This window comes from Pseudogemmobacter bohemicus, from assembly GCF_003290025.1.
In the GTDB taxonomy this organism is placed as follows: Bacteria; Pseudomonadota; Alphaproteobacteria; order Rhodobacterales; family Rhodobacteraceae; genus Pseudogemmobacter; species Pseudogemmobacter bohemicus.
This window is the reverse complement of sequence record NZ_QNHG01000003.1, coordinates 364,664-388,807: the sequence shown is the minus strand read 5'-3', so window position 1 is coordinate 388,807 and position 24,144 is coordinate 364,664. Positions and strand designations below refer to the sequence as shown.

Sequence of the window (24,144 nt, the reverse complement as noted above, 5' to 3'; positions counted from 1 at the left end):
GTCTAATCCTCCCAATGCTGCGCTTGCGGCAGGTTGTCGTCCAGCCGGTAGTAATCGCCCGCTTCGGCCATGAAAATATGCCCCGTCAGCCGCCCCCCGGTGGGGCGGTCAAAGGCGCCGGCCTCCATCGAGAAATCGCCGTCTTTGGCGCGAAACCACAGCGACGAGCCGCAGACCGGGCAGAAGCCGCGCCGACCGCCGCCCTGGGTGGCATATTCGCGGATCTCGCGCGCCTTCCAGGTCACGCTGTCTTCGTCGGCCCAGAAACTGGCCGAGTAATGGCCCGAGAGTTTGCGGCACTGGGTGCAATGGCAGGCGCCGACCTCGCCCATCGGGCCGGAAAGCGAGAACTGGTTCGCGCCGCAAAGGCAGGAGCCATGCAATCCGGAGGCGGGCTGCGCCGCACAGGGCGGGCCCTCGGGTTCATAATAATCGCCGCGATCTTCCTTATGGATATGGGCGATGATCTTCAGCCCGGTCGGCTGATCCAGCGAGGCAGGCGAGAAATGCATCGTCGGCCCGTCCGGCGTCCAGGACGGATCGGCGCCGGGCTTTGGCTGCCAGAACAGCGAGGCTCCGCAGTCGCGGCAAAAGCCGCGCCGCGCCATATCCGAGCTGTCGAACCATTCAAGGCCGCGATCCTCGATCAGGCGGAAGCGTTCAACCAGCACCGAGCTGGCCGCCCAGTAATGGCCCGAGGTCTTGCGGCACTGGCTGCAATGGCAGGCCACCACATCGCGCAGCGGCGGATCAACCTCATAAACCACGCCGCCGCAGTGACAGGATCCCCGCATTATTCCGCCCCCTCAAAGACTTGCGCCAGCAGCGGCACCAGCCAGTCCTCATCCGCCTGTGTAAAGGCCGCCGGCGTATCGCTGTCGAGATCCAGCACGCCAAGCAACTTTCCCGCACCGTTCCGCACCGGGATCACCAGCTCGGACCGGGTCGAGGAGGAACAGGCGATATGGTCGGCAAAGGCCTCGACATCGGGCACATTCTGCACCGCGCCCGTCCGCGCCGCAGCGCCACAGACACCGTGCGAGAACGGGATCACCAGACAGCCATGGCCGCCCTGATAGGGGCCGATCTTGAGGACCTCGGGCGCGGTGACGCGGTAAAAGCCGGTCCAGTCGGAAAGCGGGTGGCGGGCATGGATCTCGCAGGCCAGCGTTGCCATCAAGGCCACCGCATCGGTCTCGCCATGGGTCAGCGCGAGGATCTCTTTCGTCGCGGTCTCGTAATCCATGTTCTTTCCTCAATAGCCCAGCGCACAGCCGTCTTTACGCGGATCCGAGCCGCCGGTCAGCACGCCATCTTCGCCGATCACAATGGCCTGGGCGCCGCCCAGCGGTTGTTCAGGAGCGACGATCTTATGGCCCAGTTCCGCCAGTTGCGCGCGGGTGGCATCGGAATAGCCGCGCTCCACCTCCAACCCGTCGGGCCCGGCGAACAGACGCGGCGCGTCGATGGCCTGTTGCAGCTCCATCCCGAAATCGGTGAGGTTCGAGACGAGGCGCGCATGTCCCGTGGGCTGATAGGCGCCACCCATCACACCGAAAGGCATGGTCACACGGCCCTCGCGGCGCAGCATGCCGGGGATGATCGTGTGCATCGGACGCTTGCCCGGCCCGGCCTCGTTCGGATGGCCCCGTTGCAGGCTGAACCCGGCGCCGCGATTTTGGAAATTAAGGCCGAATTTCTGTGAGGCAAGGCCCGAGCCAAAGCCCCAGAAGATCGAATAGATCAGCGAGACCGCCATCCGGTCGCGGTCCACCACTGAAAGACAGATCGTATCCCGATGCACTGCCTCGGAGAGGCGGGCGGGGTCGGCCATGGCCCGGTTCGGGTCGATTTTTGCAGCCAGCCGGGCGGCGATATCCTCACCCAGGAATGTGTCGAGCCGGGCCGGATCCATATGCGCCGGATCGGCGATGAAACGGTTCCGCGCATCATAGGCGAGCTTTGCGGCCTCGGTCTCGATATGGGCGCGGGCGGCACCAAGCGGATCCATCGCCGCCAGATCGAAATGCGACAGGATCTTCAACAGCAGGATCGCCGTTGCGCCCTGGCCATTGGGCGGATGTTCCAGCAGCTCGATCCCGGCATAGCGGCCCGCGACCGCCCCCCCCCAGGTCGCCTCAGTCGCGGAGAGATCATCCGCCCTGTGACAGCCGCCAAGCGCCTTCAACGAGGCGATCATGTCATCGGCCACCTCGCCCTCATAGAAACCGGCGCGGCCCTCGCGGGCGATGCGACGCATGACCTCGGCCTGGCCAGGGGCGCGGAACACCTGGCCCGGGCGCGGGGCCTGGCCGTTCAGGCTGTAGAATTTCAGCGCATCACCCTGGAGGATTTTGATATCCTCGGCCCAGTCAAAGGCGGCGCGGGGGGCGACAGGAATGCCGTCCTCGGCGTAACCGATTGCCGGAGCAAGGATTTCCGCAAGTGACAGACGCCCATGCGCCGCATGCAACCGGCACAGCGCATCGACACCACCCGGCAGGGTGACCGGCTCGACCCCATGGACGGGCACAGTTTGATGCCCTGCCGCGCGCAGGGCTTCTGCCGAATATCCCGCCGGCGCCCGCCCGGAACCATTGAGCGCCAGCACCTCTTCGCTGCCGGCGGGTTTGAGCAGGAAGAACGCATCGCCGCCCAGGCCACACATCTGCGGCTCGGCGATATTCTGCACCATCGCGGCGGCAATCGCTGCATCGACCGCATTACCGCCCGCCTGCAGCATGGCGATGGCGGTCTGAGAAGCCAGCGGATGCGAGGTTGCAGCCATGCCGTTCAGCGCCATCACCGCCGAGCGGCCGGGTTTCTCGAAATCACGCATGAATTCCCCCTCGCGGCGGCCTGTCAGGGTCATCACCCGCAAGGCCAAAGCCGAATTCCAGTTGCCACAGACCCTGTCCCGGGACGCATGGCCCAGTCGCCCTTGCCAGGGCCGCAGACAGCAGACCGGGATTATGGCCGGACAGAAGTTGCCCCGTGGCCAAACTTAGGCGACGGGCGCAGCAAAGCCAATCCGCGCCGTGTGCCGTTTTGCGGGGGAAGCAAGCGACACTGGCAGGATGGTATTGAATAGGGTGAGCTGCATGAAAGGTCTGAACCCCGGTGCCGGAACTGGGTGGGGGCTGTTGATCCCGGCACCAGGGTGAAGCCTTATGCAGCTACGGGACCATATATCGGAGCGGCCCCTGGCGGTTTTAGGGGGAAATTGCGGCCAAACCGCGTCATTTTCACCCCGCAGGAAACAGTCATCGACACGCAGGGTTATTGTTCGCAAGCCATCACGATATCCAGCCGGTTGGTCCTGCCGCGCCGGAAATAGGTGATTTCGCTGGCCAGGGCGCGAATCAAGAACCAGCCGAAGCCGCCTTCGGGCAGGCATTCAGCCTCGGGCAGCTGGCCCGAGGGCAGCTGGCCACCCGGCATCGCAAGCCCCTCATCCTCGATGACGAGGCACAGCCGCCCGGCCTCCATCCGCAGGAGCAGCCGGATCTCACCCTCACATCCCTCATAGGCATGTTCGACGATATTGTTCAGCACCTCGGCCAGCAGCACCTCTGCCCTGCCCCGGTCATCCGGCCCAAGCCCGCGCAGCGGCGAGGATTTCAGCGCCCTTTCCAACCCGGCCCGTACCGAGACCGAATCGCCTGGCATCGTCACCAGGGCAAAGCCCGAACCTCCGGCAGCTGAACAGCCCATGACCGATACAACCCCGATTTCAGCCAACATTTCCGAGGCCCCTGGCCACATCGGGATGAATGGTGAAAACCGAATCCATCCGGGTCAGGCGAAAGACCTTTTCGACGGTGGGAGTCAGGCCGGCAAGTTCCAGCTTTCGCGCCGGCGCCAGCAGTTTCATCACCGCGACGATCGCGCCAAGCCCCGAGGAATCAAGGAAATTCACTCGCGACAGATCCATGATGACCCGGCGTTCCGTCCCAGGGATCAGATCGCGGATCCGTTCCTTGAAGCCGATGGCCCCCGCCGCATCAATCCTGTCATGCCCGACACGGATGATGAGGGCATCGCCCTCAGTCTGAGCTTCGATGGACATGCCTTGCCCCTTCCTGACTGCATTCCAGCGCAGGATGGGGCAAAATTCTTATCAAGCTGTAAGCGTCTGCAAGATTTTTGCCGCATCGGGCCAGCCCGGATGAGGGCCGCCCCCGGGCGGGGCCCGATTATTGCCGCCTCCGGGCGGACCCCGATTATTGCCGCCTCCGGGCGGCGGGGGCTCAGTTCAGCTGGAACTGCAGCGGGTAGCGCCCATCCTCGAAATCTCCGAACAGATCGCAAAGATCGGGATGGCCGACCGGCTCGCCGGTATCATCCGGAATCAGGTTCTGTTCCGAGACATAGGCGACGTAATAGCTTTGGTCATTCTCGGCCAGCAGATGGTAGAAAGGCTGGTCCTTGTCGGGCCGGCTTTCCTCGGGAATGTTTTCATACCATTCATCGGTATTCGAAAACATGGCGTCCACATCAAAGACCACGCCGCGGAAGGTGTGTTTGCGGTGCATCAGCACCTGTCCGATATGATACTTGGCGTGAGTCTTGAACATCAGTGACAGTCCCCCACACGGTTCCTAACGCCGGGACGGCGCCCTTGTCCACAATCGAGACCGAATCAAAGGGAAACAGTCTGTGGATCGTATCCCCACAGTTCGCTTAAAATCGGCCGGATCGCCGCTCGCGCAGAACTGAACAGAGACCTCTTCCTGCCGGTTCCCCCCGGCATCGGCTTGCGCTATAGTCGCAAAAAACAAAATGCACGAGGGGCAGATGAGCAGGTTTCTCCGTGCGGCGTTGTTGCTTTTGTTGCTGGCCTCCTGTGGGGGCGGAAAAGCGAATTTCACGGCGCCCCGCGAACTGGACAATGCTTGCGCAATTGTACGCGAGCGACCGCAATATTTGCGGGCGATGCAGGCAACCGAACGGAAATGGGGCATCCCGGTAAATGTCCAGATGGCTTCGATCCACCAGGAATCGAAATTCATCGGCAATGCGCAGACGCCGCATCGCTGGGCACTTGGCGTGATCCCGATGGGGCGGCAAAGCACGGCTTATGGCTACAGCCAGGCGCTGAACGGCACCTGGGAGGAATATCTGAAAGACCAGGGCGGCAGGCGCAAACGCGACGATATCCGCGATGCGACCGATTTCATGGGCTGGTATATGGACGGCTCGGCCCGCCGGCTGGGGATTTCCAAAGAAGATGCCGAGAACCAGTATCTCGCCTATCACGAGGGCCGGTCCGGGTTCACGCGGCAAAGCTATCTCGACAAGCCCTGGCTGGTCGAAGTGGCGAAAAAAGTCGGCGCGCGCTCAGAAATGTATCGCGCCCAGCTGGCCGGTTGCGGCCGCTGAGGCCAGTTCCCGGCTGGCGCCACCGAACACAGGAATTGCAAAAGGCGGGCCAGATGGCCCGCCTTTTTTGTCTGAATGCGGGTTCGTCTGAATGCGGGCATCAGCCCTTGCGCTTGCCCATCTCGACCGGGATCGAAAAGAGCGTATCGCCCAGTTTGCCACCCTTCTTCATCTCGCCAAGGATCACGGTGGTCTGCTGACCCAGATCATCGGTGATCACCCATTGCCGCAGCTCGACCGGATCGGCGGTGAAGACCAGCTCGATCGTGCCATATTCGGGATATTCCGGATCCTGGGCCGTCACTCTGGTCGAGGTCCCGTCCTCCTTGTGGCCGATCACCATCCGCGCCTGGCCCAGATTGATATTCTGCGCCAGAATCAGGTTCAGCGGCGTGCGGCGCAGCGGATATTGCTCGGGCGAAGAGTTCGATTTGCCGTCAAAGATCGCGACATTGCCGCCGCTGGCCAGCACCAGCGACCTGTCCGGTGGCGCATATTGAAAGCGCACGCGTCCGGGGCGGCGGATAAACAGCTTGCCGGTCGAGACCGAGCCATCGCCGTTGATCTGGGTGAAATCCGTCTCGACCGTGGAAAGGCCGTTCAGGTAATTCGACAGCGCGTTGAGGGAAATCTTGTCCGCAAGGGCAGGCCGGCCGGCCAGCACAACGGGCAAAGCAAGGGCGAGCGGGGCGAGAAGCGCGGTGCGACGATCCATGGCATCAATATAACCGCCCGGCCCGGCTGCGGAAATCCCTCTGCAACAATACTCGCGGCTTTGTGCCGGGGGCGTGAATTCCCGCCTCGCAGGGCTGACAGCGCTGTGTCAGATTGCGCTGGCACAGTTGCCACCATGATCACCCAGAATTGCGCCGTAACCCGCGCAAAACCAGCCGGAGGATTTGCGATGAAGGCCCTGCTGACCATCCTGCTTTTGCTGGCGCCTGCCCTGCTGATTCCCGCCAGTGCCGCCCGCTCCGAGATTTCCGAGGCCTGGTATCGCGAGGTAATCCGCGCCTCCGGCTGCGAGACCGGCGCGGCGGAAGCCGCCGGCGCCTGTATCGTCAGCCAGATCAATGCCTGCCGCGAGACCCTGATGCAGACCGAGCCCGAGGCGGGCTATTTCCTCTCGCATGGCTGCGCGCATGAGGCTTTCACCCAGGCCGACCGGCTGCTGAACCAGTTCTACAAGACCGTGCTGGTGCGCACGAAACAGATCGAAGCCGAGTTCGCCGGCTCGGCCTATCAGGGCCAGGAGGCGCTTTTGCGCAAATCGCAACGCGCCTGGCTGGAGGTGCGCGACAGCACCTGTGAGCTGAACGTCTCTTACGGGGCGCTGATGAGCGGCAGCAGCGCCACCATCTCCGAATGCAAGGCGCGGCTCACGATGCAGCGGATCGGCGATCTGCGCACGGAAATCGGCCATTACCTGCAATGACCGGGCGGCGCATTCGCCCGAGGACCAGGCGGTGCTTTGCTGAAAACGGCCACTTCGCGCGCTGATGCGACATTTCCGGCAAAACCGGACTTGACCTTGCGTAAAGCTCTGACAGAAATCGCCGCTGTGCCCAGGTCATTGCACCGGCGCGGAAAATCGGGCGGCGCGCCCGGTCTGGCGCCCTGGCGATCTGGCGGGAAAACAGGGAGACACCGAATGAAAGCCGCCGCCGTCACCGCCTCGTATAAACGCTGGGCGCCGGTCTATGATTCGGTCTTTGGCAAGGTCTTCCATGAAGGGCGCAAACGCGCCACCTCGCATGCGACCGCACGCGGCGGCGATGTGCTGGAGGTGGGGGTCGGCACCGGCCTTGCCTTGCCACTTTACGGGCCTGGCGTAACGATCACCGGCATTGATTTCTCGACAGAGATGCTGGCCCGGGCCGAGACGCGGGTGCGCGAACACCGGCTGACCAATGTTTCACTGCGGCAGATGGATGCCCAGGTGCTGGATTTCCCGGATGCGAGTTTCGACACCGTCTCTGCCATGCATGTTCTGTCGGTGGTGCCCGACCCCGAAAAGGCCCTGTCCGAGATCGCCCGCGTCTGCCGCCCCGGTGCGCATGTGCTGATCACCAACCATTTCGCCGCCCAGAAGAAGGGCCCGCTTAAATTCGCGGAAAGGCTGATCCAGCCCTTCCAGCATCAGCTGGGCTGGCAGGCCGATTTCCCCATCGCCCGCGTGCTGGGCGATGCCCGCCTGCGCTTGGTTGAACGCCGCCCGCTGCCGCCTTTGGGGGCGATGACCTGGCTGGTGCTGGAGCGGGTCTGACCCTGAGGCATCGGTCAGCCGGATTTGCTGATATCCGGCAATGATCTCAGGAACATGGCCGATCTGTAACGCGCTCCGGCGCGTCGCGCTGGCGGTCGGGGACGCTGGTATCGACACCGCCGGTCAGTTTGGCCTCCGGCAAAGGCGCGGCTTGCAGCAATCCCGGGATGGGCGCGTTTTCTCCGGCGGCGGCCAGATCAGGTCACATGCGAAGCACCGGATGTCCCTGGTGCTTTCTGAACAGGTGTTGCAGCCTCTTGGGGGCAACCGGGGAACCACAGGGGGAACCACATGGGCCCGGGCCCCAACCGCCCCCGAAGCAGGCATTTCGGCACGGCCCAAACACCATGGCACCCTCATTCACAGCGGTATCTGCGGATGATCAACAATCCTGTCCGCATCAAAGCGTCAGTCCAACCCTGTCCTTGTGATATCTTCAAAAGGATCGACGGGCTGCGGCACCGGGCATGCTTTCACCGTCCTGAAAATCGCCGGAGAGCCTGGCGGGGCCGGGGCCTGTTCCTGGGGTCCATACCGGCTTTGACAACGCGGACCATGCGTGAACGGACCAATGCCGCGATCACGCGCGCGCAGTCTTTGCCGTTTGTCCGGACACCCAGGCGGGCAAGCGGCGGGTCGCAAAGGATGATGTCGCCGAAAGCAGTGCGCTGGATCCGGCCTTTCCCGGCAATCCACGATGCCCGCGTTCTGGCGGCGGGCGTTGATGGTTCAGCTCCTGGCAGGATGGCCGTGGTCTTCTCCCCCTGTCGGTCGAGCCAGACCATCCCGGATGCGCAGCCTGGTCACGGGATGGGTTGGTCGGCCCCATCATTTGCGACGCAGCACGCCGGACCACGGGCGCCGCATGTGATGGACAGAAGGAGAGCAACGTCATCCGCATCCACCGGCGACATGCCGGGCATCGTCCGCACCCCGTCGGGATCGTCGATTTCAGTAGCTGTTCCGTCAGTGCGGTGCCGGAGGACGCGTTCGGCCAGACCCTCGCCTCCTGGTGTTCGCCCCCTTCCCCTGCACGGGCACCGTCCTCACGCCTCTGCTGCAATCGGGCCTGATCCGGCCCGGCCAGCCGGAACACAAATTCCGCCAGGGGCAGCACGCGAGTAAAATCGCGCTGCCGACCTGTTACATCGCCGCGATCAACATCGAGTCCGTCTGCGAAGCGCGCTCGCGCCGCTACGCGCCCTTCAACGGCATCCTTCTGGCCGACACTTTGGCCGTGTCCAAGGGCAAGGATGAACTGGCTCTCGTCATGCCCGACACTTCCGGGCGCCGCCGCCGGCAGGACCCCGACATCCACGTCATCATGGGCAACCCGCGCTATGCGGGCCTGCAGCCTGTCACCTGTCCGCATCTTGATGACGGGATTGGCGAGACCTTTGCCGATCGCGCCACCGCCACCAACAAGAACGCGCTTTACGGCAGTTATGTCCGCGCGATCGCCGCCGGCTTCCCCCCCCCACAAGCCGGAACTGCAGCTGAGCGCCAGGACAGATCCCGGGACCAGCCAGCTTGCGGCTGAGCCTGTGGCGCACTTCATGGCGGATACTGACCGTAATCCCGCGCTGTTTCGCGCCATGTCTGCCAAAGCCCAGGGGGCAAAGGCGCGTGCGACCTGCGGGCCAGCCTCCCCGCGCCGGGAGAGGCGGATTGATACGGGCGCTTCACCGCATCATCGGTCGCAACCGTGATAAGGGAGGCAGAGCGCGCCCCGGCCTCTCTGCTCTCACATCCCTGCGGCCTGCCGGGATCACGATGGGGGCCGCACCATGATATCCGGCCCGTTTGCGCCTGTGACTTGGCGCCTGATGGCCCTGGCCACAGGCGTCAGGCCCGACGATGGCCTTACGCCTCGGGGATGAGGATCTCGCGCTTGCCAACATGGTTCGCCGGCGTCACGACGCCCTGCTCTTCCATCTGCTCCACCAGACGCGCGGCTTTGTTATAGCCGATGCCCAGTTTGCGCTGAATGTAAGAGGTCGAGCATTTGCGGTCCCGCGCGACGATCTGCACCGCCTGGTCGTAAAGCGCGTCCTCGCCATCGGTATTGCCGCCAAGACCCAACACCTGGTCGATATCGGCGGCATTCTCTTCATCCGGCCCCTCAACCACGCCCGACATATAGGAGGGGGGACCAAAGCTCTTGAGATGGTTGACGATTTCCTCGACTTCCTCATCCGAGACAAAGGGGCCATGGATCCGCGAGATGCGCTGGCCATTGCCCATGTAAAGCATATCACCCTGGCCCAGCAGTTGCTCGGCCCCCATCTCACCAAGGATCGTGCGGCTGTCGATTTTCGACGTCACCTGGAAGGAAATCCGGGTCGGGAAGTTCGCCTTGATCGTGCCGGTGATGACGTCCACAGACGGGCGCTGCGTCGCCATGATCAGGTGGATCCCCGAGGCCCGCGCCATCTGTGCCAGACGCTGGATACAGGCCTCGATTTCCTTGCCTGCGACCATCATCAGGTCGGCCATCTCGTCGACCACGACCACGATATAGGGGAAGGGCTGCGGCGCGAATTCGTCGGTCTCGAAGACCGGATCGCCGGTCTCGTCGTCAAAGCCGGTCTGGATCGTACGTTTGAACATCTCGCCTTTGGACAGCGCCTCGCGGACGCGGCCATTATAGCCTTCGATGTTCCTCACACCCATTTTCGACATGCGGCGATAGCGCTCTTCCATCTCGCCCACGACCCATTTCAGCGCGACAACCGCCTTTTTCGGGTCGGTCACCACGGGGCTGAGGAGATGCGGGATGCCATCGTAAACCGACAGTTCCAGCATCTTGGGGTCGATCATAATCAGGCGGCATTCATCCGGCGTCAGCTTGTAAAGCAGCGACAGGATCATCGTGTTGATCGCCACCGATTTCCCCGACCCCGTGGTCCCCGCGATCAGAAGGTGAGGCATCTTGGCCAGGTTCGCGACAATCGGCGCACCGCCGATATCCTTGCCCAGAGCCAGAGGCAGGCGCTGCTGCCCGTCACCGAATTCGCGGCTGGCAAAAATCTCGCGCAGGAAGACCTTTTCGCGATACGCATTCGGCAGCTCGATCCCGATCACCGAACGGCCCGGCACGGTCGAAACCCGCGCCGAAAGCGCCGACATTGACCGCGCGATATCATCCGCAAGACCGATCACGCGGCTGGCTTTCAGGCCCGGCGCCGGTTCCAGTTCATACATGGTGACCACCGGGCCAGGGCGGACCGAGACGATCTCGCCCTTGACGCCATAATCATCCAGCACCGATTCCAGCATCCGGGCGTTTTCTTCCAGCGCCTCATCCGAGAGCTGCTGGCCCGAGGCCCCGGACGGCGCCGAAAGAAGCGCAAGCGGTGGCAGCTCAAAGTCCTGATGCGCCTCTTCGAACCTGAGCGAGGGCTGTGCCTCGGCCTGGGCGCGGCTGGATTGCTGGACCGGCTTTTTCACTGGGACCTGCACGATCGGGCGGCGGTCAAGCACCGGCGCAAGGCGTGGCGCGGCCACCGGGGTCGGATCGTAATCGGGCTCGAAATCCTCGTCCGGCTGCCAGTCTGTGGCGGGTTCATATTCCGGCTGTGCGGCGCGCGGCACGATGCCGGACGCCATCAGCGGCGGCTCGGCACGGGTGGTCAGCGGCTGGGCGGCGTGAAAATCCGGCGCCGGGGTGAAATCGCCCTCGTCGTCGCTCCATGCCTCGTCATCGGTGAAATCCTCGTCCCCGGACGTATATCCCGGCTGATAGCCATAGCCATTCTCAGCCGCCTGATCCCAGGCGAGCGCATCCGCCTCGTCCATCTCTCCGGCCTCGGCCAGAGCCTGGGCGGCGGTCATCGGCGGCTCAGCGTGAAGCGCGCGCGGCCTTGTATCGGCGATCAGCGGTGCCGGACGGCGCGGGCGCAGCATCGGCGGCTCGGCCCGGCGCGCAGCAATCGCGGCCTGCAAGGGCGTCAGAGCCGGCCCGGCGGGGGCCGCAGCCGGAACCGCCCCGCGGGCGCGGGCGCGGATCGCATCGGAAATCCGGGCGCGGATCCGGTCATCGCCAGGCGCCTCGGTCTCATACTGCGCAGCCGGCGCCAGCGGCTCGACCAGTTCGGGCTCGGGATCGACCACCCGGCGCATACGGGCAAGGAAGCCCAGCTTTTCCTTCGGCGTCTCCTGCAAGGCAGGATAGGCTGGCTGGCCGCCATAGCGCTGATCGGCGCGCAACGTCGAAGGCGCGTTCCAGGCCGCCCCGGCCGCCAGCGGCGCGGGTTCGGGATCGGCGATCACGGCGGGTTCCATGCGCTGCTGCTCGGGGCGCTGCGGCTCGGCCCGGCGCACCACCGAATTGCGGTTCTGCATCGGCTGCGGCGTGCCATAGGCGCCGGCCTGGGGCGTGCCGGTCTGCGGCTCGTGGCGCAGCGGAGCGGCCTCTTTCGCCAGTCGGCGACGCTCGATCATATCGCCCGCCATGATGCGGGCCCGCCCCATTGCCTCGCTCGCGCCTTTGCCCATCAGTTGCATCAGCATCGAATAGAGCATGACCGAACCATGCATCAGCGTGAGGCGGATCGTCACCAGCTCAACCCGGTTGAAGCCGGTCACGAACAAAAGCGCCGCGATCATGCCGAAGAAGCTGAGGAAAGACACCACCCGCAGCGAGAATTCGATGGATCCAGGCACGATGCCGACCAGCGCACCCACAACGGTATCGCCAAAAAGCCCGCCATAACCAAAGGAATGCGGCCAGCCCTGGGGCACGGTCAGGGTCGAGGCCCAGGCCGAGGCCAGCGCCACCCCCCCCACCGCAAAGACGACGCGACCGATCACCCGGTCCGCACCGCAATGCAGGATGAACCGCCCGCCCCAGAGACCCAGAATCAGGGGCAGCGACCAGGCACCCTGGCCGATCAGAATGGTCAGCGTCGAGGCAAGGGCGGCGCCGAAACGGCCCAGCAGATTCCTGGCCGGCTCCTGGGTGGACACCATCCAGCCCGGATCCTCGGGCGAATAGCTTGCCAGCATCAGCACCAGCAGAAACGCGGTCACCACCAGCGCGATGCCGATCAGCTCGCGGCCACGGCGCTCCAGCATCGCCTGGGTGCCCTGATCGAGAAGGGGGTCTCTTTGCCTCATCTGAAAGCTCGCCATGCTTTAGCCGTCCCCTCAACCGAACAGGCAGTCGCGCAGCTTTATCAGCCCGCTCTGCGTTTCTTCTTCGGGCGCAACAAGCGCCACTCTTATATAATCCCGCCCCGGATTCTCTGCGCCCAGCTCGCGCGAAAGATAGGCGCCGGGCAGCACCCGGACCCCGGTTTTCTGCCAGAGCTTCAGCGTTGCCGCCTCGCCATCCCCGACCGTCTCGGGCACGGGCAGCCAGAGGAACATGCCGCCATCGGGCAGCCGGAACCCCTGCTGGCCGGAAAAGACCTCGGCAGCCATGCGGTATTTGTTCTGATAAAGCGCAAGGCTTGCCGCGACATGCGCCTCGTCGCGCCAGCAGGCCTCGGCCACCAGCTGCAAGGGCAGCGGCAATGGCGCCCCGGCGAAAGAGCGGAGCCGCCGGATGCGGATCATCGATTCCGGCCCGGTCGCGACGAAGCCCGACCTGAGCCCGGGCATGTTCGAGCGCTTGGACAGCGAATGGAAAACCGCGTATTTCTCGGGATCGGCTCCCTTCAGGCCGGCCACATCCAGCAGACCCGGAGGCGGTGCCTCGCGCCAGATCTCGGAATAGCATTCATCGGCAAAGACGCGGAAATCGTGTTTTTCGGCCAGATCCAGCAGATCGGCAAGATAGTCGCGCGGCGCCACCGCCCCTTGTGGATTGGCGGGCGAGCAGATCCAGGCCACCACGGCGCGGTCCAGAACTTCCACGGGAAGCGCGGCATAATCAGGCAGATAGCCGGTTGCCGCCGTTGCAGGCACATAGACCGGCTCGGCTCCGGCGGCCAGCGCCGCCACGGCATAGACCTGGTAGAACGGGTTCGGCATCAGCATCACGGGGCGCTTGCCGCCCTTCACCTCGGGCGCGAGCGCAAGGGCGGCGTTGAAGAGCCCCTCGCGGGTGCCGTTCAGCGCCATCAGCCTGTTCTCAGAGATATCCACGCCGTAGCGGCGGCGGATCCAGCCGGAAATCGCATCCAGGAGGCCCGGCGTGCCGTCATTCGGCGGATAGACCCCGAAGCCGTTGATATTATCAGCCAAAATCCCCGCCACGAAATCGGGCATCGGGTGCTTCGGCTCTCCGATGGACATGGCAATCGGTTCGCCGCCGGGGGCGTGCGCGTCGAGAAGTTTCCGCAGACGCGGAAATGCGTAATCCGGCAGGTTCGAAAACCGCTCAGGAAATGCCATGGACTGCCTCTGTCCGGGGTCGTTGATCGCCCCGTTTGAGCATCAGCATAACGCCCTATCCTGCGGCGGTCCAGAATTTATCAACCATCCCCAGGGGGTTAAGGGCATGGATTGTGGCTTTTATGCCCCTGAAACCGCCGGTGATGATCAGCCCAATGCGCGTTCCGCCGCCGCCCCGACCCTGAGCAGACGGTCCTCGCCCATAGCCGCGCCCAGAAACTGAATGCCGCAAGAGGGTTGCGAGGTCGGCAGCGTCAGGGCGCAAAGCCCCATCAGATTGCCGATGCGGGTGTTTCGCAGCGCCAGCAGGTTCTCGCCAATGTAATAATCGCGGTCGGTCTGCAGCCGCTCTGCATCGGGCGGCAGGATCGGCGCGGTGGGGGTCAGGATCGCATCATAGCCTGCCATCCGGTCGCGCCAGAGCGCGCGGATTTCCTCCAGCCGCCGCCAGGCCGCGACATAATCCGCAGCCGTGATCCCGGCGCCCGAGCGGAAGCGCTCAAGGATCGGCGGATACATCTTTTCAGGCGCGGTCTCGATCACCTCGCGCCAGATCCCCCAGGCCTCGCCGGTGAACAGCACGCCCGACAGCGCCATCGCCTCTTTCAGTTCCGGCAGCTCAACCCGGTCAACCCGCGCCCGCGCCCGGGTCAGCGCCGCGACCCCATCCTGGAATCCCTTTGCCGGCGCATCGCGGAGATCATCCAGCGCCACCGTCTCCAGCACGGCAAAGCGCATCCCGGCCACCGCCGCGCCCGAGAGATCCGGCGCCCGCCGCCCCTCCAGCGCCGCCAGCAAGAGCGCGCAATCCTCGACCGAATGCGCAAGCGGGCCAACGGTGTCGAAGCGTTCACACAGCGGCACCACGCCGCGCGACGAGACCCGCCCCGAGGTGGTCTTCAGCCCGGTCAGGTCATTCCAGGCGGCAGGAATCCGCACCGAACCGCCGGTATCCGAACCGATCGCCGCCGGCGCCAGCCCGAACGCAACCGAAGCCGCCGCACCCGAGGAAGAGCCCCCCGGCACCGCGCGCTCATCGTTCAGGCAGGGCGGCGTGGCGGTGACCGGGTTCAGCCCCAACCCCGAAAAAGCCAGTTCAGACATATGGGTCTTGCCCAGGCAGACCAGACCAGAAAGCGACGCCATTTCAAGAGCTTCGGCATCTCGCGCCGGCACCCGGCCGCGCAGGATCGCCGAGCCGGCTTCGGTTGCGATACCGGCAGAATCGAAATTGTCTTTCCAGCTGACCGGAACGCCGTCGAGCGGCCCCTTGCGGAACCCTGTCCTCGCGCGGTCGGCAGCACCCATCGCCTCGGACCTGGCCCTTGCTTCGGTCGCCCGCGCATAGATACGCTTTGACAAAGGGTGGCTGGCGATCTGGTCCAGAAAGGCCTCGGCCAGCTCGACCGGGTTGATGCGACCCTCACCGATGCCGCGCCCCAGCTCTGCCGCCGTCATATTGAACCAGATGCCGCTCATATCGCCCGCCTCTCGCCGCCATTCGGGCCGACGCTAGCGGCATGTCGCCCTGGCGACAATCCCGCGCATGGACAAACCGCCGCGCCGGGTCTAGCGATGACCTATGACGAAGCGGAACCAACACAGCGATGTGCTGATCGCGGGCGGCGGGCTGAACGGGCCGGCGCTGGCTTTGGCACTGGCCCAGGGCGGGCTTACGGTCACCGTGGTCGATCAGCGCCCTGCCCCCTTGCGGGCAGAGACCGGCTTTGACGGCCGCGCCTATGCGCTTTCCATCGCGTCAAAGCGGCTTCTGGGCGCCATCGGTGTCTGGGACCAGGTCGCAGACAAGGTGCAGCCGATCCACCGCATCAAGGCCAGTGACGGCCGCCCCGGCGAAGGCCCCGCGCCCTTTTTCCTGCAATTCGACGCCGATGAGATCGAGGAAGGCCCGATGGGCTTTATGCTCGAAGACCGCCACCTCTATGCGGCCTTCCTTGCCGCCTTGCGCGAAGCCCCCGGCATCACGCTGATTTCCGGCGAGAGCGTCAGCGGCCAGACCCCCGGACCGGCCGAGGTCGCGGCAGAGCTGCATTCCGGCGCCACCCTCGCGGCGCGGCTGCTGGTCGGCTGTGACGGGCGGGGATCCGGCGTGGCCGGGCGGGCGGGGATCCGGCGGCTGACGGCGGGCTACGGCCAGACCGCGCTGGTCACGGCGGTGCGGCACGAACATCATCACGAGGGTTGCGCCCAGCAATTCTTTACCCCCGGCGGGCCGCTGGCGATCCTGCCGCTGGCGGGGGGGCATCATTCCTCAATCGTCTGGAGCGAGGAGAGCGGGCTGGCCAGCCAGATCGCGGCGCTTGATGACCGCGATTTCCTGACCGCGCTGAAACCCCGTTTCGGCGATTTCCTGGGCGAGATCAGCCTTGCGGGCGCGCGTTTCACCTATCCGCTGTCGCTGTCGCTGGCCGAGCGTTTCGTGGCGGATCGCGTCGCCCTGGTCGGAGACGCCGCCCATGGCGTCCATCCGGTGGCGGGCCAGGGGCTGAATCTCGGACTGCGGGACGTTGCCGCCCTGGCCGAGGTGCTGATCACCGCGAACCGGCGCGGCGAGGATATCGGCGGCGGTGTCGCACTTGAGGAATATCAGCGCTGGCGGCGCTTTGATTCGACACTGCTGGCACTTGGGATGGACGGGGTGACGCGGCTTTTCTCGAACGACAACCCGATCCTGAGGCTGGGTCGCGATCTGGGTCTGGGGGTGGTCAATGCGGCCCCTGGGCTCAGGCGCCGCTTTATCCGCCAGGCAGCGGGCTTAAGCGGCGAACTGCCGAAACTGCTGACCGGCCGGCCGGTCTGAGGATTACCGTCCGAGATTCCCTGTCTGAGTATCCGGCCTGACCCTCATACCGGAACGAAAACACCCTTTTCGGGGTCGAACTGTTCCAGCTCTCCCTCGCCGGTATTGTTCCACATACCATGCAGCGTCAGCATGTCATTCTCGACCGCGTCACGCACGAAAGGGAAGGTCATCAGGTTTTCCAGGCTGACCAGAACCGCCTCTTTCTCAAGCGCAGGCAGGATCACCTCGCGCGAAAGATGCGAGACCTTCACGAAACCGGGGCGCAGAATATCCATCCAGCGGCCGACGAAACTGGTCTCGATCTCCAGCTCGGGCGCGTGGCCGGTGCACATATCATGGCAGCCCTTGACGCCACCGCAATTCGAATGACCGACCACCAGAATATGCGCCACCTTCAGCGCGGTCACCGCATATTCCACCGCCGCCGAGGTGCCGTGATTGCCGCCATCCGCCGTATAGGGCGGCACGAGACCTGCAATATTGCGGTGAATGAAGAATTCACCCTCATCGGCGCCAAAGATCGAGGTGACATGCACGCGGGAATCGCAGCAGGAAATCACCATGGCGCGCGGGTGCTGACCGCTTTCTGCAAGACGGCGATACCATGCCCGGTTGTTCTGATAACTGGTCGCCCGCCAGCCGTGAAAGCGCTGGACAAGATATTGCGGAAGAATGCGGGCCTGGATCATGGGCTTGCTCCTTGGTTGCTCTGATTACTTCGCATTTGCAGAAATTGCGAGGGGCAAAATCGCCCCAAAAGCACTACCGGCCGCACATCTTTAGCGAAGTTGAAAGCAAATCACCGCAAGGATCGGGATGGGTAATGGGAAGTCTCCGCCGGTGCGGCGCGCTGTCCCGGCCTTGCAACCGGCGCTTTTGCGGCCGGGGCGGGCCAGGGCTGCCACCACAAAGGCGGCGGTTTTGGGGGTTTGGCCTGGTGGGGCCAGGGGTAAGGTAATGGGGACGATACTGACACTGCACCTGCAGGAGCGGATCCTGCAGGATGGCGATGCGATTGCTTCGATCTATCGCAGCCTGGGCACGGCGGCAGCCGACCAGGTGATCACCCGCGCTTTGGGAGAGCTGGCGCTGGTGCTGGCGGGGCTGGCCAGCCAGATCCGCAACCACGAGCTGCAAAGCACAGACCGGCAATTGCAGAAACTGCGCGTCATGGCCGAGAATCTCGGCATGAAAAGCCTGGAAGGCGCGGCGGCCGATGCGCGCCATTGCCTGCAACGCGGCGATGGCACCGCTTTCGCCGCAATCTGGGCACGCATCCTGCGGATCGCCCGGCGCTCGCTGAACCCCGATCCCGAATTCGCCGATGGGTCGATGTAAGGCGTCCCGCTTTACCCCCGCCCGAGCGGGTGGCCCGGCCATAGCCGGGTTCGGGAGACCCCCCCTGCAGCCAGGGGCCTTGCGGTCCGGCGACAGAGAGGCCAGGCTCGCGCGATCACAAAGACCGCGCGTGCCGCCCCGGCGGGATGCCGACAGAAACCGGACCCGATCATGTCAGATCAGACCAGACCACAGCCCCGTTTTGCCGATCCGGGCGAGGCGTCGCTGCCGCTTTACATCGTCACCGCTGCCGGCTTGCCGGATTTCCTCGCCGGCCCCGGTGCCGCCTTCGCATCCTGGCTGCGGGCCAGCGGGTTCGAGGCCGCCGCCGGTGAGTTGCGGCTGCTGCCGGGTGGCGATGGTATCCAGGGCGCCGTGGCCGGGCTTGGCTCTGACACCGCGCGCAAGCGCCAGCGGTTCATCCTGGCCCGCGCCGCGAGCGCCCTGCCCGAAGGCAGCACCTGGCATATCGCCACCGATCTGGCCACCGATCTCGCGGCGGAATCAGCGCTTGGCTGGCTGCTGGCCGGCTATCGTTTCGACCGCTACCGCCCCGGCAAATCCCCCGCGCGGCCGGCGAGGCTGGTGGTGCCCGCCGGCATCAATGCGCGGCGGATCGAGGCAATGGCGGCGGGAGAGTTTCTCACCCGCGACCTGATCAATACCCCCGCCCGCGATATGGGCCCCGAAGAGCTGGAAACCGCCTTCCTCGCTTTGGCGGCGGAATATGGCGCTACGGTGCAAGTGATCCGGGGCGATGATCTGATCGCACAGAATTTCCCGTTGATTCATGCGGTTGGACAGGCCAGCCCCCGCACGCCGCGCCTTCTGGATCTTCGCTGGGGAAGCACCGGCCCCCGCCTCACCCTGGTGGGCAAGGGCGTCTGTTTCGACACCGGCGGCCTCGATATCAAGCCGGCAAACGGCATGCTTCTGATGAAAAAGGATATGGGCGGCGCGGCCACCACCATGGGTCTTGCGAAGATGATCATGGCGCTGGATCTGCCGATCCGGCTGCGCCTTCTGGTGCCGGCGGTCGAGAATGTGATCGGCGGCAATGCGCAAAAGCCGAAGGATATCGTGGCCAGCCGCAAGGGTCTGACGGTCGAGATCAACGATACCGATGCCGAAGGGCGCCTCGTCCTCGCCGATGCGCTGGCCTATGCGACCGAGGAAGAAACCGATGCGCTGATCACCATGGCAACGCTGACCGGTGCCGCCCGGGTGGCGGTCGGCCCGGATCTCGCGCCCTATTGGGCCCAGGACGACAGCATGGCGCTCGCGCTGGAGCGGGGCGCGAAAGCCGGTTTCGACCCGGTCTGGCGGATGCCCTTCCACGACGCCTATGAGCCGATCATCGAGCCAGGCATCGCCGATCTCGACAATGCGCCGGGCTTTGGTTTTGCCGGTGCGATCACGGCAGCCCTCTTCCTGCGCCGCTTCGCCGAACACCCGCGTTACATGCATTTCGACATTTACGGCCATACCCCCACCGAGGCCCCTGCCCGCCCCAAAGGCGGCGCGGGCCAGGGCGCGCGGGCGATCCTGAACGCACTTCCCGAGATGCTGGGGCTTTGATGGACCGCCGCCTGACGCCGTTTTCCGGCAGGATCGGCCATATCTCGCTGCGGGGGCGCATCGCCGATGTGCCGCTGACCGAGGGCGAGCCCGCCCGCATCACCAGCCCGCTTGCGCCACTGCTGGCTTCCCCGGGCGGCGCCATCGACCGCCAGCTGATCTTTGGCGATGCGGTCACGGTGATCGAGCGGCGCGATGGCCAGGCTTTCGTGATGGCGGCGAAGGATGGCTATTGCGGCTGGGTCCCCGACACCGCCCTCGGCCCGGCCCGGGCCGCCACCCATCGGATCAAAAGCCCGGCCACCCATCTCTACCCCGAGCCGCGCGTCCAGGCACCGCCGGTGATCCCGCTCTGGCTGAATGCGCGGATCACCGTCACCGGCGAAAGCGGCGCCTGGGTGGAAACGCCCGAGGGGTTCATCCCGAAATCCCATCTGACACAATCCGACCAGGCCGCCACCGACCCGGTCGCGGTGGCGCAATCCCTGCTCAACGCGCCCTATCTCTGGGCCGGCAATTCGGCAGCCGGCGTCGATTGCTCGGGCCTCGTGCAACTCTCCCTCCATGCCGCCGGCCTTCCCTGCCCCGGCGACAGCGATCTGCAACAGGCCATCGGCCAGGACATCCCGGCCACCGTCCCGCTGCAACGCGGAGACCTGTTGTTCTGGAAAGGCCATGTCGCAATGATGACCGGCCCCGACCGGCTGATCCATGCCAATGGCTACACGATGTCGGTCGCCTATGAGGATCTGACCGCCGCCACCACCCGCATCGGCAGCCATTACGGCGGAGAGATCATCGCCCGCCGCCGCCTCTGATCCCTCTTCCTCCTGACAAAAATACTCCGGGGGGATCGGGGGCTGGCCCCCGCCCTCTGCCTGCCTCAATCGACCGGCCGGATCAGCTTCTTCTCCAGCACCCGCAGCACCTGCTCCAGTTCATGCCCGCGCCGCAGCACCTGGCCGCCCTCACCCAGCACCGCATAGATCCCTTGTTTCTGCCTGAGCTTCGGGCGCTTTTCGATCCGGTAAAGCGGGTTCTCGGCGCTGCGGCGAAAGACCGAGAACACCGCCACATCGCGCCCATGCGAAATGCCGTAATCGCGCCATTCGCCGGCCGCCACCATCATCCCGTAAAGTCTCAGGATCACAGAGAGTTCCTGCCTCTGAAAGGCGACGATCTCCGGCACATTCCCGCCCGCCGGAAAGGGAAGGGGCGCTTCCATGTTCATGGGTTCAGTCTGCCTGCCTCCAGGCCACAAATCAAGCGCCCCGCGTCATCCCGGCGTTACAGGCCTATTGCAAACCGGCCGCTGCCCGGATTTCACCCGTCACCAGCCCGCGCCAGTTCTTCTGAACCGGGTTGAGCCAGCGCGTGACCTGCGGATCCCCGGCCTCAACCACGCCCAGCCGCACCAAAAGCGCCGCAATCGCCGCCTCTGCCGCGCGGAATGTGCCATCGACCGCCTTCACCGCAATGCCGATGCCGCGCTCGGGGAGGATGCCGATAAACACGCCTTCGGCACCGATCTTCACCGCCGCCCGCCCCCGAGCCGCCCGCATCAGCCCGGTGCAGGATCGTCCCTCGCCCGCGACCAGATCGGGATGCGCCATCATCGCCTCGCGCAGCGCAATCATCGCATCACCCCTCGCGCCCTGGCCCGGCCTTGCATTGGCAAAGCCCGCCATCGCACGGCCCAGCCCCTCAAGGCTCAGCGCGAAATTCGGTGCGGAACAGCCGTCGATGCCCCAGCCGGAAATCTCCTCGCCCGCGACCTCTTCGGTCGCCGCGCGGATGGCGCGCTGCAGCGGATGGTCGATCTCGTGATAGTCTGGGCCCCAGCCCTGGTGCTGCACCACGGTCAGAAAACCGCAATGCTTGCCCGAACAGTTATTGTGCAGCTGGCAGGGCGCCTCACCCTCGCGGATCAGCCGGTTGCGCTCCTCCCGGTCTCCCGGCTCATGCGCGCCGCAACGCAGATCCGGCTCGGCCAGGCCCAGATCGGACAGCCAGCGCCCGGTCTTTTCCACATGCAGCCGCGCGCCCTCATGGCTGGCACAGGCCAGCGCCAGATGCTGGCTTCCCAGCCGCCGTTCCGCCGCCGCGCCGGTCTCGATCAGCGGCAGCGCCTGGATCATCTTGCAAGACGAGCGCGGGAAAATCACCGCTGAAGGGTTGCCCCAGGCCTCGACAATGCCCTTGGCATCGCAGATCACCGCATGGCCCAGATGGGTGCTTTCCAGCACCCCGCCGCGCCACAACTCGGCCAGCGGAGCCGCACCACTATCGACCCTGCGACCGTCATTTCCCGTTTTCCGCGCCATTCCGTCCCTCACAGATGTGCGATTTTCTGCGCAGAGGGCTTTTACCCCCTGCCATTTTTAAGTATTTCTGCAATATCGGGTTCAGAAAGCGCCTGCCAGATCTGAATGGCCAGCCGGAATGGCAGCAAGACTCAAGACTGAGGCAAGGCGTAAACAGAGGCAAGAGACAGCTTGGAGGCTGCGTCAGACATATGACTATCGCCCTTCGTCGCGCCATTGGCGTCTGCGCAATCACATTGGCCGCCCCTTTCGCGGCATCGGCCCAGGAATCGACCAATCGCGTCAATTCGATGACCGACTGGAACGTCTTTGTCGACGCGAACCCGAAAGAATGCTGGGGCGTGTCCAAGCCGATAGAATCCATCAACACCAAGGATGGCGCCCCGGTCTCGGTCCGGCGCGGCGACATCCTTTTGTTCGTGACCTATCGCCCGGGTGCGGCGCCGCAGGTCTCGTTCACCGGCGGCTATCCGTTTGCCAGCGGCTCGACCGTTTCGGTCGCAGTCGGCGGCACCACATTCGAGCTGTTCTCGGATGTCGAATGGGCCTGGTCGGGCTCGGCCGAGGATGATGCCGCACTGATCCGCGCGCTGCGGGGCGGGGCCGATGCGGTCATCTCGGCGCGTTCGGGCCGGGGTACCCAGACCAGCGACAAGTTCAGCCTGCGCGGCTTCTCGGCCGCTATGGATGATGCGGCAGCCCGCTGCAAGTAATCCCGGATACCGGCAGAATTTCCGCGCCCCACCCCGGTGGGGCGCTTTCATTTTCGGCGGGAATCGCGTATAGCGCCCCGACACAACAGCCAGATCGCCTGTAACAAGGCTCAATCCTGAAGGATCTGCCAGATGAACGACCTCTCCCCCACCCCGGTGGTTGCTGCCCCGATAACGCAGGACGTGATGACGATTCCGCGCAAATTGCCGGCCAGCGACAAGGTGAACCTGGTCGGCCTGACCCGCGCGCAACTGAAGGATGCCCTTATCGCCGCCGGCACGCCCGAGAAACAGGCGAAGATGCGGCTCGGCCAGATCTGGCAATGGGTCTACTATTGGGGCGTGCGCGATTTCGCCCTGATGACCAATCTTGCGAAAGACTACCGCGCGCTGCTGGCTGCGAAATTCGAGATCGCGCTGCCAGAGATCGTAACCCGCCAGGTCTCGGCCGATGGCACCCGCAAATATCTTCTGCGCATCGCCGGCGGCCATGAGGTCGAGGCGGTCTATATCCCCGAGGAAGGCCGCGGCACGCTTTGCGTCTCATCTCAGGTCGGCTGCACCCTGACCTGTTCCTTCTGCCATACCGGCACGCAAAAACTGGTGCGCAACCTGACAGCGGGCGAGATCGTCGGCCAGGTCATGCTGGCCCGCGACGACCTTGGCGAATGGCCCGAACCCGGCCAGGGCTCGACGGGTGAGCGCCTTCTGTCCAACATCGTGCTGATGGGTATGGGCGAGCCGCTTTACAATTTCGACGCCGTCCGCGACGCGATGCTGATCGTGCGCGATGATGAGGGCATCGCTTTGGGCCGCCGCCGTATCACGCTGTCGACCTCGGGCGTGGTGCCGGAAATCGCCCGTTGCGCCGAGGAAATCGGCTGCCAGCTGGCAATCAGCTTCCACGCCACCACCGATGAAGTGCGCGACCGTCTGGTCCCGATCAACAAGAAATGGAACCTCGCCACGCTTCTGGGCGCGCTGCGCGATTACCCGCGCCTGTCGAATTCGGAACGCATCACCTTTGAATATGTCATGCTGAAAGGCGTGAACGATTCCGATGCCGATGCGCGCCGCCTGGTCAAGCTGATCCAGGGTATCCCGGCTAAGATCAACCTGATCCCCTTCAACGAATGGCCCGGCTCGCCCTATGAGCGTTCGGACTGGGAGCGGATCGAGGCTTTCGCCGATATCATCTACAAAGCCGGCTATGCCTCGCCGATCCGCACGCCGCGCGGCGAGGATATCATGGCCGCCTGTGGCCAGCTGAAATCCGCGACCGAACGCGCCCGCAAGTCGCGCGCGCAGATCGCGGCGGAAACTGCCGGCTGAGTGACTGCTACGGTAATGTCGCAGAGCTGAGACCTGACTGTCAGAAAG

The 24,144-nt window shown here is 64.8% G+C and carries 23 protein-coding genes; 10 read left to right on the top strand and 13 right to left on the bottom strand.

Translation table 11 applies throughout. The annotated features are described in order from the left end of the window. Positions 1-2: 2 nt before the first annotated feature. From DRF71_RS28700 to hspQ, 6 genes are all read right to left on the bottom strand, one after another. Complete coding sequence (locus DRF71_RS28700; protein ID WP_232831556.1) at positions 3-794, bottom strand: GFA family protein; 792 nt, start codon at positions 792-794, stop codon at positions 3-5. Then, on the bottom strand, positions 794-1,246 hold the full coding sequence (locus DRF71_RS16665) for a GAF domain-containing protein (protein WP_112311677.1): 453 nt from the start codon (positions 1,244-1,246) through the stop codon (positions 794-796). Before DRF71_RS16665 ends, DRF71_RS28700 begins: the two co-directional genes overlap by 1 nt. A gap of 9 nt (positions 1,247-1,255) precedes the next feature. After that, on the bottom strand, positions 1,256-2,839 hold the full coding sequence (locus tag DRF71_RS16660) for a gamma-glutamyltransferase family protein (protein ID WP_112312121.1): 1,584 nt from the start codon (positions 2,837-2,839) through the stop codon (positions 1,256-1,258). A 440-nt stretch (positions 2,840-3,279) separates the two neighbouring features. After that, positions 3,280-3,744 (bottom strand): ATP-binding protein, encoded by a 465-nt coding sequence (locus tag DRF71_RS16655; RefSeq protein WP_157971128.1) that lies wholly within the window; start codon positions 3,742-3,744, stop codon positions 3,280-3,282. Further along, entirely contained in the window at positions 3,734-4,069 is a 336-nt protein-coding gene (locus DRF71_RS16650; RefSeq protein WP_112311675.1) for an STAS domain-containing protein, read from the bottom strand. Before DRF71_RS16650 ends, DRF71_RS16655 begins: the two co-directional genes overlap by 11 nt. Positions 4,070-4,250: 181 nt before the next feature. Further along, positions 4,251-4,577 carry a heat shock protein HspQ gene (hspQ, locus tag DRF71_RS16645; RefSeq protein WP_112311674.1) on the bottom strand — a complete coding sequence of 109 codons (327 nt, stop codon included), beginning with the start codon at positions 4,575-4,577 and terminating at the stop codon, positions 4,251-4,253. 220 nt (positions 4,578-4,797) lie between these two features. On the opposite strand from hspQ, the gene DRF71_RS16640 reads away from it, so the two are divergent. Then, complete coding sequence (locus DRF71_RS16640) at positions 4,798-5,382, top strand: transglycosylase SLT domain-containing protein (RefSeq protein ID WP_112312120.1); 585 nt, start codon at positions 4,798-4,800, stop codon at positions 5,380-5,382. Positions 5,383-5,482: 100 nt separating this feature from the next. On the opposite strand, the gene DRF71_RS16635 is transcribed toward DRF71_RS16640, so the two are convergent. Beyond that, positions 5,483-6,097 carry a LolA family protein gene (locus DRF71_RS16635; protein ID WP_112311673.1) on the bottom strand — a complete coding sequence of 205 codons (615 nt, stop codon included), beginning with the start codon at positions 6,095-6,097 and terminating at the stop codon, positions 5,483-5,485. A 189-nt stretch (positions 6,098-6,286) separates the two neighbouring features. Here DRF71_RS16635 and DRF71_RS16630 point away from each other — a divergent pair, with 189 nt between their 5' ends. The 3 genes from DRF71_RS16630 to DRF71_RS16620 all read left to right on the top strand — a co-directional run bounded on the left by DRF71_RS16630 (position 6,287) and on the right by DRF71_RS16620 (position 9,188). Next, positions 6,287-6,817, top strand: coding sequence for a lysozyme inhibitor LprI family protein (locus tag DRF71_RS16630; protein ID WP_157971127.1), 531 nt, complete (start codon positions 6,287-6,289; stop codon positions 6,815-6,817). A gap of 216 nt (positions 6,818-7,033) precedes the next feature. Next, positions 7,034-7,648 (top strand): class I SAM-dependent methyltransferase, encoded by a 615-nt coding sequence (locus DRF71_RS16625; protein WP_112311671.1) that lies wholly within the window; start codon positions 7,034-7,036, stop codon positions 7,646-7,648. Positions 7,649-8,660: 1,012 nt separating this feature from the next. Continuing rightward, the gene (locus tag DRF71_RS16620) at positions 8,661-9,188 is read left to right on the top strand and encodes a hypothetical protein (protein WP_112311670.1); all 528 of its coding nucleotides are present in this window, start codon (positions 8,661-8,663) and stop codon (positions 9,186-9,188) included. 323 nt (positions 9,189-9,511) lie between these two features. Here DRF71_RS16620 and DRF71_RS16615 read toward each other — a convergent pair whose 3' ends face one another. The 3 genes from DRF71_RS16615 to DRF71_RS16605 form a co-directional block, all read right to left on the bottom strand. Next, complete coding sequence (locus DRF71_RS16615) at positions 9,512-12,781, bottom strand: DNA translocase FtsK (RefSeq protein WP_112311669.1); 3,270 nt, start codon at positions 12,779-12,781, stop codon at positions 9,512-9,514. 15 nt (positions 12,782-12,796) lie between these two features. Beyond that, positions 12,797-13,987, bottom strand: a complete 1,191-nt coding sequence (locus tag DRF71_RS16610; RefSeq protein WP_112311668.1) for an aminotransferase class I/II-fold pyridoxal phosphate-dependent enzyme — start codon at positions 13,985-13,987, stop codon at positions 12,797-12,799. A gap of 147 nt (positions 13,988-14,134) precedes the next feature. Then, positions 14,135-15,466 carry an amidase gene (locus DRF71_RS16605; protein ID WP_112311667.1) on the bottom strand — a complete coding sequence of 444 codons (1,332 nt, stop codon included), beginning with the start codon at positions 15,464-15,466 and terminating at the stop codon, positions 14,135-14,137. 103 nt (positions 15,467-15,569) lie between these two features. On the opposite strand from DRF71_RS16605, the gene DRF71_RS16600 reads away from it, so the two are divergent. Beyond that, positions 15,570-16,808: a UbiH/UbiF/VisC/COQ6 family ubiquinone biosynthesis hydroxylase gene (locus DRF71_RS16600; protein ID WP_112311666.1), complete on the top strand. Its 1,239-nt coding sequence runs from the start codon at positions 15,570-15,572 to the stop codon at positions 16,806-16,808. A gap of 44 nt (positions 16,809-16,852) precedes the next feature. Here DRF71_RS16600 and DRF71_RS16595 read toward each other — a convergent pair whose 3' ends face one another. Then, the gene (locus DRF71_RS16595) at positions 16,853-17,500 is read right to left on the bottom strand and encodes a carbonic anhydrase (RefSeq protein ID WP_112311665.1); all 648 of its coding nucleotides are present in this window, start codon (positions 17,498-17,500) and stop codon (positions 16,853-16,855) included. 268 nt (positions 17,501-17,768) lie between these two features. Between DRF71_RS16595 and DRF71_RS16590 the strand changes: the two genes are divergently transcribed. The 3 genes from DRF71_RS16590 to DRF71_RS16580 all read left to right on the top strand — a co-directional run bounded on the left by DRF71_RS16590 (position 17,769) and on the right by DRF71_RS16580 (position 20,545). Further along, entirely contained in the window at positions 17,769-18,149 is a 381-nt protein-coding gene (locus DRF71_RS16590; RefSeq protein ID WP_112311664.1) for a hypothetical protein, read from the top strand. Positions 18,150-18,320: 171 nt separating this feature from the next. Further along, a complete protein-coding gene (locus DRF71_RS16585; RefSeq protein WP_112311663.1) occupies positions 18,321-19,727 on the top strand; it encodes a leucyl aminopeptidase family protein in 1,407 nt (468 codons plus the stop codon). Beyond that, entirely contained in the window at positions 19,727-20,545 is an 819-nt protein-coding gene (locus tag DRF71_RS16580) for a C40 family peptidase (protein ID WP_112311662.1), read from the top strand. Before DRF71_RS16585 ends, DRF71_RS16580 begins: the two co-directional genes overlap by 1 nt. Before the next feature lie 65 nt (positions 20,546-20,610). On the opposite strand, the gene DRF71_RS16575 is transcribed toward DRF71_RS16580, so the two are convergent. Next, positions 20,611-20,952, bottom strand: a complete 342-nt coding sequence (locus DRF71_RS16575; protein ID WP_408634543.1) for a DUF2794 domain-containing protein — start codon at positions 20,950-20,952, stop codon at positions 20,611-20,613. 70 nt (positions 20,953-21,022) lie between these two features. Then, on the bottom strand, positions 21,023-22,051 hold the full coding sequence (locus DRF71_RS16570; RefSeq protein ID WP_112311660.1) for an asparaginase: 1,029 nt from the start codon (positions 22,049-22,051) through the stop codon (positions 21,023-21,025). 191 nt (positions 22,052-22,242) lie between these two features. Here DRF71_RS16570 and DRF71_RS16565 point away from each other — a divergent pair, with 191 nt between their 5' ends. Both DRF71_RS16565 and rlmN read left to right on the top strand, forming a co-directional pair. Continuing rightward, positions 22,243-22,764 (top strand): invasion associated locus B family protein, encoded by a 522-nt coding sequence (locus DRF71_RS16565; protein WP_112311659.1) that lies wholly within the window; start codon positions 22,243-22,245, stop codon positions 22,762-22,764. Between the two features lie 132 nt (positions 22,765-22,896). Continuing rightward, complete coding sequence (rlmN, locus tag DRF71_RS16560; RefSeq protein WP_112311658.1) at positions 22,897-24,096, top strand: 23S rRNA (adenine(2503)-C(2))-methyltransferase RlmN; 1,200 nt, start codon at positions 22,897-22,899, stop codon at positions 24,094-24,096. Positions 24,097-24,144 lie beyond the last annotated feature (48 nt).